Source organism: Parasphingopyxis sp., assembly GCF_052168295.1.
Classification (GTDB): domain Bacteria; phylum Pseudomonadota; class Alphaproteobacteria; order Sphingomonadales; family Sphingomonadaceae; genus Parasphingopyxis.
Window position 1 is genome coordinate 51,007 of the sequence record NZ_JBQLZN010000089.1, and the last position, 16,155, is coordinate 67,161.

Genomic DNA, 16,155 nt, shown 5'->3' on the forward strand with positions numbered 1-16,155 from the left:
GCCATCTGACATCAATTCTGTAAAACAGAAATTCATCGAGACTTGGATTCGAAGAGTGATAGTTAAAGCATAGGTCCCGGATTCTTATCGGCAAAACGAGGAGGGTCAGGCTTGGAACGGTCACGTCGCATTTCTCCCTACGACCTCTCGCGTCCCGCAATGCGCGAACTCAGAATCTATTCGACCGATCCGAGCATGGCTCAAAGCCTCGCGACCGCCGAAATCCATGAGACGATCGTCACAATTCCCTGGGAAGCTTACCCCGACAATAGAGATCGCGACGGTCCTGCTCCGGGGCCTATCGGTGAGTATCTCGAGATTGTCGACTATGACGGCGGAACGGGATGTTTCTATAAACCTGTTGATCTGAATGAGCCCTATATTCTTGCTCAGAACGGGCTAGACCCATCTGAAGGGAACCCACAGTTCCACCAGCAGATGGTCTACGCCGTCGCTATGCGCACGATCGGTCTTTTTGAGTCGGCCCTCGGACGAAAAGTATTCTGGGCGCATCGAAAGGCTTATGAAGCAGCTGCTGACGATGACAGCGAAGGCTATGTGCAACGGCTGCGCATTTATCCGCATGCGCTCCGCGAAGCTAATGCCTATTATAGCCCGTCCAAGGTCGCGTTGCTGTTCGGGTATTTCCGTCCGGACGACATTCGCGACGATCGGATCACGCCAGGCGGCGTAGTATTTACATGCCTTTCGCATGACATCATCGCGCATGAGACTGCACACGCGCTTTTAGATGGGATGCATCGGCGCCTCCTCGATGCAAGCAATTCGGACATGCTGGCATTCCATGAAGCGTTTGCCGACATTGTCGCGCTGTTCCAGCATTTTTCGATACCGCATGTTCTCGAGTACCAGATCGCTCAGTCCAACGGCTTTTTGGATCGCAGCGGCTCGATGCTCGGCGACATTGCACGGCAGTTCGGCGAAGCGATCGGACGCGGAAAAGCACTGCGCAGCGCAGCCGGACATCAAGCCGATCCCCATAAAATTCAAAATACCTTTGAGCCTCACGCACGGGGCTCCATTCTTGTCGCAGCGGTCTTCGATGCATTTTGCTCGATCTATGAAGCGCGATCCGCCGATCTCAAACGCCTCGGAGAAGCGCGGTCAGACGGACAATCGGCTGGGCATCTGCATCCTGACCTCGTTCGAAGATTGGCCAATGAAGCGGCGAAATCCGCTGAGCACGTGCTCAAAATGTGTATCCGGGCACTCGATTATCTTCCACCCGTCGACATTACGTTCGGCAACTTTCTCCGCGCCCTAGTCACCGCGGACACCGAAGTGATGCCGCATGATCCTTTGCGGTATCGAACGGCCTTCATGGAATCGTTTCGCAAATGGGGCATCTTTCCCAAGCATATTCAGAGCTTTTCCGAGGACGGCTTGCGATGGGACAATGCCGATCTGACGGCATCAGAATGGCCACAGGTTTTTCTAGGAGACAATTTAAACGATCAGCTCGCGAAATGGGATCTCCGCAACGACCGGCAAGAAACTTTCACCTTGTTGCGCCGGGCGCGAGCACAGGTCCATAAAGTCATCGACAACAGCAGAAGGTACAAATCCAAACTCATAAGCGGCGTAGATCTGAGCAGAACTTTTGAAGTTCATTCGGTCAAACCTTCGCGGCGTATCGGATCCGACGGTCAAATCACTTTGGATGCCGTCATTGAAATCACTCAGCGTCGTCCAGGCTGGCTCGACCGACCCTTCGAAAAAGCAAGTCAATGCTGGACGAAGGGATCACCGAAGAAGGGCGATTTCTGGTTTAGAAATGGGTGCACCTTGATCGTAGATCTGGGCTCTGGGCTCTTGCGTTACTGCATATTCAAGGATGGCGAAAGCGAAGACCGCTACGAACGGCAGCGCAGTTTTCTTCGAGGCGAAGACGCGAACCCATCCCTTCGCGGCGTATACGGTTCGGATGGTGAACGTGAAGACGAGATATTGGCGATGGTCCACCTGTCTGAAAGGGAGTCGTGATGACACGCTTACGGGCGCAACGCGGCGGATGCGCAATTCGTATGTACCGTCATGGATTGGGTGACTGCTTCCTCCTTGCCTTTGCGAACGGGGCCAGCAAACAGCACTACGTGCTCGTCGATTTTGGCGTTCTTCTTGGAACCGGAAACGCGAATCAGACGATGGGGAAAGTGGCGCGAGACATTAAGTCTGCCACTGGGAACCATGTGCATCGGCTAGTCATCACACATGAACATTGGGATCATATTTCAGGTTTCCATCAGGCCAAGGACGAGCTCGAAGATTTGAAGATCGACGAGCTTTGGCTCGCCTGGACCGAAGACCCCAATGACGGTCTTGCTAAAATCCTGAGGGACAGAAAACGGCGGGCAATTGCCGATCTACATGCCGTAAACCAAAAAATGGTAGAGCGCGGTCTCGACGAAAACTCCACAGCTGTCTCCGCATTACGCTTTTTCGGCAATATCGGTGCAAGCGGCCGTGCTGGTACCGAAGACATCATGAATTCTATCAAACAACAGTGGCGCGAAGAGAGTGTTTTTTTGAGCCCTGGCGGTGCGCCGATAAAAATCGAGGGTTTGCCTGATCTGTCGGTTTTCGTACTTGGCCCACCTCGCGATCAACAAATGATCAAGAAGAGTAGGCCTTCATCGGCCGGTCATGAAACCTATTTGTTCGCGCCTATAGTAGGTTCCGAAAATCAGTATCTTCTGCCAGCCAGGGCAGGTGATGATACCGGTTTTGCGGGTGCTGCCGACACCAAAGCTCCCTTCAATCCTCGATACAACCTATCTCATGATGAGACCGGTATTTATGTTCAGGATGATTGGCGGGCTGTTGACTCCGCCTCTGATACAGAAGTCGGCGAGCTAGCGCTAAGACTCGATGCGCATACGAATAACACAAGCCTGGTTCTTGCGTTCGAACTGTCTGAGAATGGCTCGGTGTTGTTGTTCCCGGCCGACGCGCAGGTCGGCAATTGGCTGTCTTGGTCAGATGTGTCTTGGGCAGATAACCGAGGACCAATTACATCGGACGATCTTCTCGAAAGAACGGTCTTTTACAAAGTCGGACATCACGCTAGCCACAATGCCACTCTTCGCGAGCAAGGGCTTGAGAAGATGACGCATCCCAATCTAACAGCGTTCATCCCGCTCGATCGAAAGATGGCGAAAAAACAAAAGTGGAGGATGCCGCACCCGGCGCTTTACGAACGCCTGAAAGCCCAAACCGAAGGTCGCGTACTGATTTCGGATGAAACATCTTCACCGGTTGGCGATTTCGAAATCACTGATCTCTACGCGGAGATCCACATTCAGCGCTAGGTTGTCTAAACGATGTTTCGAAAACTCGAATCGGCATTTGCCGTTTCTGTCGCGGGCAACCAGAACGGCAAGCTCTTCCATGGGGAGATTCCTCTCCTTCGGAGCCGATGTTATCGCTCAGATCCATATGAACCACAACATCCAACCGTTTTTCCACCACGAGCTCTTTCACATCTATCATGAGCGTCGATTTGCCTACTGCGAAAGCGTATGGTGTCTAATGTGGTCAGAAGGTTTGGCTACATATGTCGCCGATAACCTAAATCCCGGCGCGAGTGACTCCGAATTGCTTCTTGCAATGCCGGAACCTATCCGAGCCCGCGTGGACGCCAACAGGGATTTCGCGACTTGCTCTGTCCGCGGGAATTTGGATGCCACGGACGTGCAAACCGTCTCCGCGCTTTTTTGTGCTGGCGATGCCCGTGATCCAAGGCTGCCTCCCCGATATGCCTATTATGTGGGTTACCTCTTAGCTACTGAATTGGGGCAGACTCGGAACCTCGTGCAATTGGCCTCATTGAGCACAGCTGAGGCCCGGCCACTGATCGAGATTGCGCTTGATCGGATGGCGAGTTGCTAGCCACCGAATCGGCAAATGCACGGTGTTTGTTGATTGATACGTCATGACGGCTGACACATGCTAAAGGATAAGGACTGTTAAAGATGTAGCGTCCGCTTCTCGAGAACTGCGGATAGCGCACCAAGATCTCTCTTTCTGGATCAACCAGCAAACGGCCTAGCGATCACGGTCTGAGGTCGGTTGCCTTTCGGTGATTTGATTTTCGTCATCAAGTGACTTTCTTTTTTTGAGAAGCAGACCCATGCTACTCTCACCAACCAAACCCCCTCTTGTCATTCAGCGGGGAGATTGCCAAAATCGATCGCTGCAGAAGCTCCGAAGGTCATCTTCCGGTTTCAAGCCGAGCCAACGCGATTTCCGCCTCCGGCAAACCATGCAAAATGACCTGACCCGGGATCATTATCGTAGTACCAGCACTTTCCGATCCGATGGGTGCTGAATACACCGCCCGCGAGCCTATCCGATCGCGTGCTGCCATCCGATAAAAGTCGGCGGCCAAACCTAAACTGCGTTGAACCGCGATCCCGTTTTCGTAGGCATGACCCATTATGAACTGCGCATATTGGCCGCCCTCCATCGCCAGGCAGGACAGTTCGCTTGTGGGCCTAAAACTCAAGACATTCTCGGCCGCTTCCAATGGTTCGACGGACTGCGCGGCCCGGCCATCTGAGAGTCGAAGCGGTCCGCCCGCGCAACTCGTTTGAACCGTTGTACAACCCTGCAGAGCGATAGCAGTGATCAAGATCAGCCAAGATGACCGTCCTAACATCTCAGTGACTCGCAGCCTTGATGGCCGCGGCCAGCTGCTCCCCGGCATCGGCGGCAACTTCCACCACTTCGCGTTTTCCGGTCTTGTCGATCCGGTGATAGCTGAATGCCTTGCCCTTCAGCGGTCCCGATACGAGGTCGGCCATCATAATATCGGCCTGCCGGTTCCGCTCGTTTGAGAACGGCGCAACCAGGTCGACCAGCCACAATTTATCGCCCGATTTCCAATCGTCGAGCGTCAACATATTGCCCTTCGTCAGAACGCCTGCATGCAATTTTTTCTCCGCCGCTTCACTACAATAAGCCCAAAGCGCAACGCCCACGGGGCGATCTCCGTCACGGAACACGAACAGCTGTTCGTTCAGGATCGCCGGCATGGCAAGCGAATCCAACGCCGCGATCGGCAAGGCCTTGTGAATGGGCGATTGCGTGAACAACCACGTCACCTCGCCCAGTAAGTGGCTGACGGTTATTCCCTGATTGTCCAACTCAATCTCCGGTCTAGCGATGGGCTATCGCCATGGCGAGCGAGCGATCACGCTGCATCGCATACCATTGGCCGCTGCCAAGCGTACCCATGCCCTGATCCTCATATTGGCTGAGCGCTGCGATCAGCTGATGCTGCATTCTCTGTAAATCGGCGGCGCCCGCATCGAAACCTGGATTTTGCTGGACAGTCAGTGATATTCCCGCACTTGTTTCATCTTTGCTTAGCGGCTGTGGTGCGAGACCCGAGCTGCTTTCAGGCTCCACCGGCTGGTATTGCTGACTCGTCATGCTGACAAAACGTTCCAGCGCATCGGGTCCGACATAGCCGAGCCCATTCCGCAAACCGCCAACGTCCGGCCATCCCGGATATCTCGGATCAACGGGCATTGTCACACCGTCATCCGCCAGGGGCGGTGTGCTGGCATCATACTCAGGATCACCGGCTGCCAAAGTTGCATCATCCACCTCAAGGAAGCCGAAGCTCACATCGCCAAGGGCGCCCTTGTCTCCATCTTCGCGCGTGAACGACGCGCTCTGGTACACGGTGTTGCCGCCCACGGTGCTCGGAGAGCCAAGGCCGTTCAGATCGATGCTGGCGACACCGGCCTCTCCTAGCGTAAACAGTTCGCTATCCTGCGATACGCCATCCATATTGCGATCCTGCCAGACAAGAAGTTCGCCAAATCTGTCGTCCGCGCTGCTGATCATGCCATCACTGTTGGTGTCGAGACCCGCCAAGCCTTCCAGATCAGTCGTCGCACCCTCCAGATATTGTGTAAAGCTGATCTCGGCACCCCCGCCGATTTTTCCATCACCATCGACATCGATGGCCAGCACGGCATCGCCCGGTCCGAACCATCCGGTCCATTCCTTGCGGCCGTCATTATCTACATCGAACAATATCGGGGATTCGCCAACCGGAATAATCGCAAAACCGTTGCGGTCCAGATCAAGAACGATCGGCTTGGTTGTCCCACCTGCGCTGCCGCTTGCTACGCCCTTGGAGACACCCCGATCCTTTCCGCCGTTACGGTCGCTGATAAGATTCCCGACACCGCGGCGAGTGGCTTTCTTCTTCTCATCAGCGGCCCTGCTCCGGCCCGGCGTTTCTCCATAGATAACGCCCAGCGCAACATCGCCGAACAGGTCAGTCGAGCCGTCCGCCCGGTCAAACGTTCCAACATTGATGATCACATTATCGCTGTTGTTTTCGACAGTTTCCCCAGTGGGTTTGCCTGTCAGATCGATCGATGTGATGCCACTGTCGGACAGGCGTACCATCTCGTCGGCTTCCGAGATCGCGTTCTGGTTCCTGTCCTGCCAGACATAGAATTCATGGAACCACACATCGTTGGCATCGAGCACACCGTCAGCATTGCCATCGTGGTCGCTGTCGAATGCACGCAAACCTTCAAGGTCCGTTTGCGCGCCTTCCATATCGCCGACGAAGGAAATCTCGCTCAGTGAGTTGACGGTTCCCGAACCATCTCGGTCGAAGGCCAGGAAAGCATCATCGCCCCCTACCCAGCCGAGCTGATCGAGCACACCGTCTTCATCGACGTCCCATTGCAGCGTTCCGTGAGAGGCATCGGTCAGCTCGATGCCGTCTCCATCCAGATCGAGAATGATCGGGAACAAGGGCCCGCCGCCAGGATCCGGCTGCCAGTTTACGGTCACGGTCGTATTTGTTGTTGCCTGGCCATCCGAGATCGCAACATTGAACACAGTCGTCGCGTTGGCTTGCATGTTCCAATACGTCGTCGTGTAAAGTTCGGTACCGTTATTGATGAAATACGTACTGCCCAGAACAACCTCAGGGCTGCTCGATGCAACTCCCGTAATCGTGTAAGTTAGCGGATCCCCCTCGGCATCAAAGGCGCCATTCAGGAAACCCAATGTGCCCCCATAAAACGGAGCCGGCCGATTGAATGTCCGTTGTTGCGCCGACGGGGCTTGCGGAGCCGAATTCGGCGTTATGTCACCAAGGTATGACGGCAGATGGATATTCTGGAGGCCGACACGGAGAAATTCGACCGCGCCGGCAGCGGTTTTCTGGCCGACGATTTTGACACGATCCTGCGCGGTTGTAGCAACCGCGTTCGGGTTATTAGGATCATATAACGCAACGTACAGATCATCGCCGACATATTCGAATAACAGCTCGTCGGCAGAAATGTCTCCCCCAATTACCAGCGTGTCCGTGCCGCCTTCCTCAAAAATATAATCCCGATAGCTGCCAAGACCGAATACATACTGGTCGCTTCCGGATCCGCCATAAAGGATATCGCTGCCGGCTCCCCCGATCAGAACGTCGTTGTAGCCGTAGGCATAGATCGTATCGTTGCCGTTGCCGCCGTTTAGGAAATCACCGGTCAAATTACCGCCATCGATCGAGTCCGGTCCGCCCGAGACATTGGCCGCACTCCAACCATATTTGAAGACGGTGAGTCCCAAGAGATTGATTGAGGCCCCGTTCTCGAACGTCAGATAGTTCAGTACGCCAAATGGGTCGGATGTATTGAAGTGGCTGTTAATATAGATCCGATCGTCATTGCCATCTCCGGCATCGCCCACATAGAGCGAAGAACCCGATTTTCTGACATTCAAATGCCCAACAGGAACGTCGGTGGCGATAACCACATAGTCTTTGTACCCGCCGGTATCGGTCACATAGTCGTATCCGGAATCTTGGTGCAGCACATAGCTGTCGTCGCCATCGCCGCCATGAAAGTTATCGCTACCCAGACCACCTTGAAAACGTTCGGCACCGGATGTGCCGGTAAAAGTGTCGGCAAAATCTGAGCCGATCAACCATTCGATGCTGTCGAACGTATCGCCCTGCGCCCAACCGCCCGTTCCGGCACCGGTTGTCAGATTGACAGTCACGGCTGCGTTGGAATCCGTGTATTCGACGCTGTCGATGCCTTCGCCGCCTTTGAAGCTTACCGCCCCTGACGAGGCCATGAGCAGATCGTTGCCGCCCAAGCCCGTCAAAGTGGCGGACGCCGTTCCGGCCTGCAATATGTCGGCGAATTCCGATCCCTCGAGATTCTCGATCGAGGTGAATGTATCGCCTTCGGCATCACCATATTTGGCCTCCCCGGTGAGCAGGCTTACCTCGACGCCCGACCGGGAGTCGCGATAGGAGGCCGTGTCGCTATCGTCCTCACCATTCAGGATGTCAGCGCCCGGCCCGCCGACCAGAATGTCGTCACCATCGAAACCATGGAGATAGTCATCGCCATCAAGACCTTTGATAATGTTGACACCGTTGTTGCCGAGCAGGCGGTCGTGGAACTTGCTGCCGGTCAGGTTCTCCAGACTGACCAGATTGTCATCGGCAAGATAACTGCGCTGGCTCGGCGAATTATAAAGGTAGACATTGAGCTGATAGCCAGCGCTCAGCGCAAAGGGCGTGTCCAGCGTCTCGAATGACAACGTATCCGTCCCGGCGCCGCCATCGTAAATATCTGCGCCAGTATCGTAGTAGATGATATCGTCGCCATTCTCGCCGTAGATCTGGTCATCGCCGCTGCCGCCGTCGAGACGGTCGTGGTCATTTCCTCCATTGAGCGTGTCGGCTCCGGCCCGCCCCAACAGTACGTCGTTACCGTCGCCGCCCTGGATCGTGTCGTTTCCGCCCTGGCCGTCCAGCCAGTCCCAGCCATAATAGCCGCGCAGTGTGTCGTTCCCGGCATTGCCGATGAAGATATCGTCACTGAGTTGAGAGACACCACTGCCTGGCCCTTCGCCAGTCGGCGCGGCACTTGTATCCTGTATCACAACCCCATTGGTTGTATCGGCGATCTTGATTTCGCTATCGTGAGTGCCGGTAAAATTGCTCGTCACATAACCGTAGATATTGCGATAGCCCATCGTGGTTCGGAAGTCGTGGATAGCTGCAACTTCGAATGGATCGGCCGGCCACCCTTCTGCGGACATGATGTTGGGTCCGGGACGACCGTTGGCATCCAAAGTACGCACGCTTGGCGCATGCCAGTACGTCGAATAGCCCTGCGTCTCCTCCCCATGCCAAGAAAGGAACCGCAGGCCCGTGCTTCCTATCGTCCTGTTAGGATCCCACGCATAAGTGGTCGTATCGCCGACCTTCTCACCGGTTACCGTATCGTAAATCCCGCCAAGGTCAGCATGCGAGGAGGCTGTTTGACCTTCCGGCAGGATGTAGCCCACTATTTTGTACCATCGGTCATCCCTAAGGTTAGCCTGCTGCCACGCCGGCGTCAGATTAGCGAAACTCGGCCATTTGGTTACAGCGCCCGTAACTGCGTTTACGGTCGCATCTTTCCAAGCAGCAAAGTAGATCCGATCGTCGGTCAAGTCATGTTTTCGGACGTAGATCGTATATTCATACGTCTTCGTTTCGTCGATCGTGATGAGCTCCGAATGCTGCAAACCGCCGCCATGCGGATTGCCGTCGAACTGCCCGGTTTCCATCGCGGTCACCGTGTTGCCACCGGGACCCTCAACGACAGACCATCGCGCCTGACTGAAGAATGCCGCATTCGCTCCCGGCATAACCGGTTGGCCGCTCGGCAGCACGGCGTCCTCATGCTTGATGAGGAGGTCGCCATACCGCCCCCACTCCACTTCGATATCACCGGGCGTGAGGTAGGGATCGGGGGAGAGCGGGTAGTCGTCCAGGAACCCGCCCAGCCCGCCATAGAAATCGGATTTATAATATTGATCGAGATCCATCTCCGCGCCGCGCAGCAGGGTCAGCACCCACCCCTGGGCCAGCGCACTTTGCGGCGCCAGCGCGATCGCCGCGTCGATCAGCGGCCGGTTGTCCTCGTAGAAGGAGAGGTCCGCCGCTATCGAGAGGTCCCCGATGATCTGCGCGAAATCCGGCTCGGCTGCGCCCTGTTGATTCTCGATGCTCTTGTAGAGCGCGCGCTTGAGATAGCGGTCACCGCCGCGGATAGTCACCGTATCTAGCGCGACTTTCAGACCGTGATTGATCGCCTCCAGCGGTGTCTCATACTCACCCGAGAGCGGATGGGTGCGGCTATTCTCGCCATTGCCCCAATAGAGCCAGTCGCTGCCACGCTGCCCATAGGCGCCCTGCGCAATTGTCGGGCTGTCGGGGTTCTGATAATCGGCCAGCGTCGTACCGAGCCCGTCGACGATCCGGTTGAGCACGTCGCCTGCCGTCATTGCGGCATTGACCGCCCGGTCCTCGGCCGCCTGGTTCGCGCTCGACCCGCCCCAGTCGTCCGCCCAGGTCGTCCCGATCTCGAACTGCTGGGTCGAGGCGTTCCACGCCAGATGCGCCCCAGACTCCGGCGTCCCCGCGAACGCCGAGCCGATCAGCCCGCCGAGCAGCGAACCGACAAAGGTGCCGATGCCCGGAGCGAGGAAGTTGGCGACGAGGGCAGGCGCTTTGCCGATCAGCAAAGAGGTAGCAATCGCCCCCAGCGACCCGCCGACTGAGAAACCGATCTGGCCGCCGATCGTATCGAAGTTGGTGACGAAGGAGGCGAGCTTCGAGCCGAGGAAGGAGCCGGCGATGTTGGCGAAGTTAGCCCCGCTCAGCCCTGCATCCCAAGCGGTTGGCGTGCCCAACGCGTCCTTGACGATGTTGGACGCAATTGTCGAAAGCGTGCTCGAGGTAACGGTCTGCAAAGCCTCGCCTGCGAAACCGTCGATGCCCAGTTCGGCGAACACCTCGCCGAAGAGGTAGGATGTGATCGCACCGGCGCCCGCGCCGGCTATATTGATGCCTAGGGACTCAATTGCATCAAACTCTGAAACCGGGATTTCGTGAGTTTTCCCTCCAGCATCCACATAGAGAGTCGTCTCATCCACGAGCCTAATCGAGTTTCCTAGAACTTCTGAGACCGCAGACGAGGCGATTTGAGATAAGATAGAACCGGCTAAACTTCCTGCAAGTCGATCATCACCAAATAGGCGGCGACCAAGGGTCGACCCAAATACACTTGCTCCAGAAACTGCAAACTTTTCAAAATCAAATCGCCTGAATGCTATCGCTGGAGGTCCGCTGTAGTCCGCATCCTCACCGACAAAAAATTCCTTTACCAATGGTGACTCATTGCCAGTTGATCCACCGCCAACGACAGTACGTGCCCATGTCTCAAAATCAGGCCACGCCGTTCCGGGTCCGTAAAATTGGGGATATTTTTCCGATAAGTCCAAATAAGTTAGATAGTTAATCTCGTCGAGAACACTTTCAGTTGGTAATCCTAGCGTGCCATAATTATGCGGCCCGAATTTTGGATGAAGGCTTTCGTGATAGATGTAATAATCTACTTGGCGCTGCACCAGCAGACCAGCTGCTGGATCGCTTTTTGCAATGTAGAAGAAATTTCTAGGTAAGTTGATCCAGATTGAGCCGGTGTAACCTTGCGGAGGAACATATCCAGGTGGGGGAGCTGTTACTTCCGGGTCCCCGGGGGCAGAAGTTCTATTATGCCAGTCCACATATCCTGCAGTTATCTTAGTTTCATCATTAGAATACTGGTTAGAAGCATCGACTGCAGCCTCGCTGTCATATAGTTTGACCTCGAGTACATTATTTGTCGCAGCAAAATGCTCCAACGAGATGCCAGCCCATGATGGAACTCCATCTACAAACGACCTGAGAATTGCTTCAACTTCCAATTGATGGAGTAGTGTTGTGCCAGTACTTGTGATGATGATCTCTGGCCTGTATCCAGCAGAATCGGCCAAAATTCTCCATTGATTGGCTCCAATATAGGATGCCGTAACGCCGTTTACCGTTTGGTCAAATGCAGACATGCTTTATATACCTTTCAGCGTACGCAAGCCGATCCTATTGCTCGATTTTGCCGAGATATTTCGCTAACTAAATCAGAACTTTCATTATGATTTATTTTAAAGTATATTGATCTTTCTATGATATTTTCCGCAATACTGATGGCAGAAATATAGCCAGATATAGATTGAGGATCGCTTCCGAATTCAATTTGATCCATCGGCTCAGCTGGCTGCAATTGAATGCTTGAAAAATCCCCTAAATCTTCTCGAGTATTCGTATAAATGATCAATCCGGCAGGTGTTATTCTTTCATCCGAAAGCACTATTTGATCAAAGAAATCGCTTGATATCGGACCTTCCGGAAGCTCAGCAAGAAAAATCGCATTCCGCAGGCCGATAATTGATTCAATCAACCGACAGGCTGGGGTATCGACAAAATGCAGTATCATGCGTCCCGAGTTAGGCGGCGCACTAGGGGCTAGATTTGTCGATGATTGAGCACAACTAGCACTTGGCGCGGCCAAGGCTGCTACAATAAACCAAATTCGAATGTACGACTTAAAGTAAAAGAGTGACCAGAAATTCAAATTCACCGCTCTCTCCCGGCTTCATCCACTGCCCGTGCGATCGGGCTCAGCAGGTAATCGATGATCCGGCGCTCGCCTGTCTTGATCTCGGCTTGGGCGGACATGCCGGGGGTGATCGGGACGGTGCGGCCGCCCGCTTCGATGCTCGCCTGCGCCAACCGGATGCGCGCCATATAGACGAGGCCGAGAATATCGTGGTTCACCGCGTCGCGGCTGATCGAGATCACCTCGCCGGGCACGGTGCCGTAATCGGTGAAGGGGAAGGCATCGAACTTCACGGCCACCTCCTGCCCCTCATGGACGAAGCCGATATCGCGATTGAGCACGCTCGCCTCGACGATCAGCCCGCCGGCATCGGGCACCAGCGTCATCAGCGGCGCGGCCGGCTCGACCACCCCGCCCAATGTGTTGACCTGTAATTGCTGGATCGTTCCCGACTCCGGGGCCAGGATGCGCTGCAGGCTCGTTCTCTGGCGGCTCTTCACAAGCTCTCCCTCAGCTTGCGCGATGCGCGACTCAGCATCTGCAAGTTCGGCGAGCGTAGCCCGCAAGAATCCCTGACGCAACTGCATAAGCTCCTGATTTAAGACTGAAATGGTCGCATTTGCCGCAAGCACGCTATTCCGCGCCGCGTTGCGATTCCGGCGGCGCTCGACGACCTGTTCCTCCAGTTCGATCGTGCGTAGCTCCGAAGCGAATCCCCTGTCCGCCAGCTCGCGCAGGGCGGTCGCGCGCCGCTCGATCATCGGTAGGGTTTCTTCGTTGCGCAATTCCGCCTCGCGCGCAGCGGCGCGTTCGGCCTCAGCATTGGCGATGCGGTTTTCGAGCGCGCGGCGCTGGGCGCGATATTCGGCGAGCGCGGCGATGGTGAGCGACCGCTGAACCGTCACGACGGCGGGGTCGGCGCCGTCGGGCGGTACGAATGCCGCATCCTCGCCGCGCAGCCCGGCGATAATCGCGCGGGCGCGGGCGGCATCAAGCCGGGCGGTCGCCAGCGCGCTCTCGGTCTGCTCGACCGTGGCCTCGGAGGCGGTCGGATCGAGCTCGACGAGCAACTCGCCGGCCTCAACATGCTGGCCCTCGACGACATGGATGGCGCGCACGACGCCGAGCTCGCTGGCCTGGATCGTCTGGACACGGCCGACGGGGATGGTCTGACCCGGTGCCACCGCGACGATATCCATCCGCCCGATAAAGGCCCAGAGCAGGGCGACGACAACCATCGAGGCGAGGAACCAGATGAGTTTGCGGCCGACCGGGCTAGGCGGTGTCTCGATCACCTCAAGCGCGGCCGGCAGGAATTCGGTGTTCTCAATCTGCTTACGCTGGGTCTGCCGTTCATTTTCCAGTGCCCAGCTCGTCTTTAAAATCGTCCAGTGCCGCGCAAGCGACGGGAAGCGGCTAGCGAGCCAACCACCGGTCGAGCGCTTCTCAGGTTCCTGCTGGGACGGCGCGGTCATCGCATCGCTCCCATCTGACGGCGATAGAGATCGGCATAGCGGCCGTTCGCGGCGAGCAGTTCGTCATGGCTGCCCATCTCGGTGATCGCGCCCTGCTCGACCGTCACGATCCGGTTGCACTGGCGCACGGCGGAGAGGCGATGGGCAATGATGATGACCGTGCGATCGGCGGCAATCTTCTTGAGGTTGGCCTGGATGACCTCCTCGGACTCCGCATCCAGCGCCGATGTCGCCTCGTCGAGGATCAGGATCTTGGGATCGGTGATCAGCGCGCGAGCGATGGCGATGCGCTGGCGCTGCCCGCCCGAGAGGTTGCCGCCGCGCTCGTCGATTTCCGTATCATACCCCTCCTGCAATTCGGCGATGAAATCATGCGCACCGGCCAGCGTCGCCGCCTCAATTACCTTTTCCAACGGAATGGTGGGGGCGGAGAGCGCGATATTGTCGCGCAGGCTGCGGTTGAAGAGCAGATTCTCCTGCAAGACGACGCCCACCTGCCGCCTTAGCCAGGCCGGATCAACCAGCGCCAGATCGAAACCGTCCACAAGCACCCGGCCCTGTTCGGGCACGTAAAGCCGCTGGACGAGTTTGGTGAGCGTCGACTTGCCCGATCCGGACGGGCCGACAATACCGAGCATCTCGCCCGGCTCGACCTTGAGATCGATACCACGCAGCGCCTCCGGCCCATCCGGGCGATAGCGGAAGCGCACCTTGTCCCACACGATCTCACCGCGAATGGCCGGCAGGCTTGCCTTGGACGGGTCATGCTCGGGTTCAGGCGGCGCATTGAGGACGTCGCCCAGCCGGTCCACCGAAACCCGTACCTGCTGGAAGTCCTGCCACATCTGCGCAACGCGCAGTACGGGTTCGGCGACGCGGCCAGCGAGCATGTTGAACGCGACGAGCGCACCGACCGAGAGCTCGCCCGCGATCACCGCCTGTGCGCCGAAATAGAGGATAGCGACCGTCGTTAGCTTCGAAACGAGCTGGACGGATTGCGAACCCCAGTTGGACAGGCGCACTACATCGAAACCGACCTTGTTGTACCCCGCGAGTTGCCGTTCCCAACGCTGGCGCATCTGCGGCTCGACAGCCATCGATTTCAGAGTCTGCACGCCGGTCACGCTCTCGACGAGAAAGGCCTGATTCTCGGCGACGCGCTGGAACTTTTCCTCCAGCCGGCGGCGGAGCGGGGGCGTGATGATCACCGAGATCGCAATATAGATCGGGAGCGAGATGACGACGATAAGCGTCAGGAATGGCGAATAGATGTAGAGCACGAACAGGAAGACGAACGTGAAGAAGAAGTCGATCACCAAAGTGACCGACGAGTTGGTCAGAAAATCGCGGATCGTATCGAGTTCGCGCACCCGCGCCACGCTGTCCCCGACCCGCCTACTTTCGAAATAGCTGAGCGGCAGGTTCATGAGATGTCGGAACAGCTGGGAGCCGAGCTCAGTATCGACGCGGTTGGCCGTATGCCCGAACATCCAGGTTCGCAGGCCCGAGAGCACCACGTCCCAAATCGACACCACCACGAAGCCAATCGCCAATATGTTGAGCGTCGTCAGCGACTGGTGGACCAGCACCTTGTCGATCACGAGCTGGAAGAAAATCGGTGTCGCCAATGCGACGATCTGGATCATGAAGGATGCGATCAGCACATCCCGGAGCGATCGGCGATATTTGACGAGCGCTGGTATGAACCAGGCGATATCGAATTTGCGTATCGCCCCCGCAACGCTCTCGCGCGTGGTCATGAATATCAGTTCGCCGAAATAGATTTCAGCAAGTTGGTTTTCGTCGATCTTCTCGGGTGGCGATCCGTCACCGGGAAACTGGACAAGTGCCGATAGGCCGGCATCGGTCTCTTCGACGCGACCCAGTATGAAGAAGCGACCATCAACGGCTTGCGAGATCGCGGGCAATGGTTGCCGGATCAGTTCGTCCAAAGCCACGCGTTTGACATTAGCGTTGATCTTGAGCCGTTTGGCGCTGCGCAGAATATCCTGCACAGTGAATCGATCATCGCCGCGTCCGCGCTCATGGACCAACTGCGACGGGTCTGCCGGAACGTTTAATAGGCTCGCCATGAGTATGAGGCATGCAAGGCCTGAGTCGGACCCCGCGCCGCTCGATATATTGTTATTCAATTTGGACCCACGCGACCTTTATCCAGGGTTTCA

The 16,155-nt window shown here is 56.3% G+C and carries 7 protein-coding genes; 2 read left to right on the forward strand and 5 right to left on the reverse strand.

Annotated elements, in window-relative coordinates; translation table 11 throughout:
• Positions 1–111 precede the first annotated feature (111 nt).
• Positions 112–2,004, forward strand: a complete 1,893-nt coding sequence (locus ACTS1Z_RS14515; protein ID WP_442625187.1) for a hypothetical protein — start codon at positions 112–114, stop codon at positions 2,002–2,004.
• Positions 2,004–3,329, forward strand: a complete 1,326-nt coding sequence (locus ACTS1Z_RS14520) for a hypothetical protein (RefSeq protein WP_442625188.1) — start codon at positions 2,004–2,006, stop codon at positions 3,327–3,329. The genes ACTS1Z_RS14515 and ACTS1Z_RS14520 overlap by 1 nt, the downstream gene beginning before the upstream one ends.
• A gap of 1,350 nt (positions 3,330–4,679) precedes the next feature.
• On the opposite strand, the gene ACTS1Z_RS14525 is transcribed toward ACTS1Z_RS14520, so the two are convergent.
• Genes ACTS1Z_RS14525 through ACTS1Z_RS14545 form a run of 5 tightly spaced genes read right to left on the reverse strand, consistent with a single transcriptional unit; the run spans position 4,680 to position 16,122 of the window.
• Entirely contained in the window at positions 4,680–5,165 is a 486-nt protein-coding gene (locus ACTS1Z_RS14525; RefSeq protein ID WP_442625189.1) for a toxin-activating lysine-acyltransferase, read from the reverse strand.
• A 13-nt stretch (positions 5,166–5,178) separates the two neighbouring features.
• Positions 5,179–11,943 carry a hypothetical protein gene (locus tag ACTS1Z_RS14530; RefSeq protein WP_442625190.1) on the reverse strand — a complete coding sequence of 2,255 codons (6,765 nt, stop codon included), beginning with the start codon at positions 11,941–11,943 and terminating at the stop codon, positions 5,179–5,181.
• 14 nt (positions 11,944–11,957) lie between these two features.
• The gene (locus ACTS1Z_RS14535; protein ID WP_442625191.1) at positions 11,958–12,515 is read right to left on the reverse strand and encodes a hypothetical protein; all 558 of its coding nucleotides are present in this window, start codon (positions 12,513–12,515) and stop codon (positions 11,958–11,960) included.
• On the reverse strand, positions 12,512–13,969 hold the full coding sequence (locus ACTS1Z_RS14540; RefSeq protein ID WP_442625192.1) for an HlyD family type I secretion periplasmic adaptor subunit: 1,458 nt from the start codon (positions 13,967–13,969) through the stop codon (positions 12,512–12,514). Before ACTS1Z_RS14540 ends, ACTS1Z_RS14535 begins: the two co-directional genes overlap by 4 nt.
• The gene (locus tag ACTS1Z_RS14545; RefSeq protein ID WP_442625193.1) at positions 13,966–16,122 is read right to left on the reverse strand and encodes a type I secretion system permease/ATPase; all 2,157 of its coding nucleotides are present in this window, start codon (positions 16,120–16,122) and stop codon (positions 13,966–13,968) included. Before ACTS1Z_RS14545 ends, ACTS1Z_RS14540 begins: the two co-directional genes overlap by 4 nt.
• Positions 16,123–16,155: the final 33 nt, after the last annotated feature.

Coding starts and splice junctions, on each gene's coding strand:
- ACTS1Z_RS14520 (WP_442625188.1), top strand. CDS start 2,004: ATGACACGCTTACGGGCGCAACGCGGCGGATGCGCAATTCGTATGTAC.
- ACTS1Z_RS14530 (WP_442625190.1), bottom strand. CDS start 11,943: ATGTCTGCATTTGACCAAACGGTAAACGGCGTTACGGCATCCTATATT.
- ACTS1Z_RS14540 (WP_442625192.1), bottom strand. CDS start 13,969: ATGACCGCGCCGTCCCAGCAGGAACCTGAGAAGCGCTCGACCGGTGGT.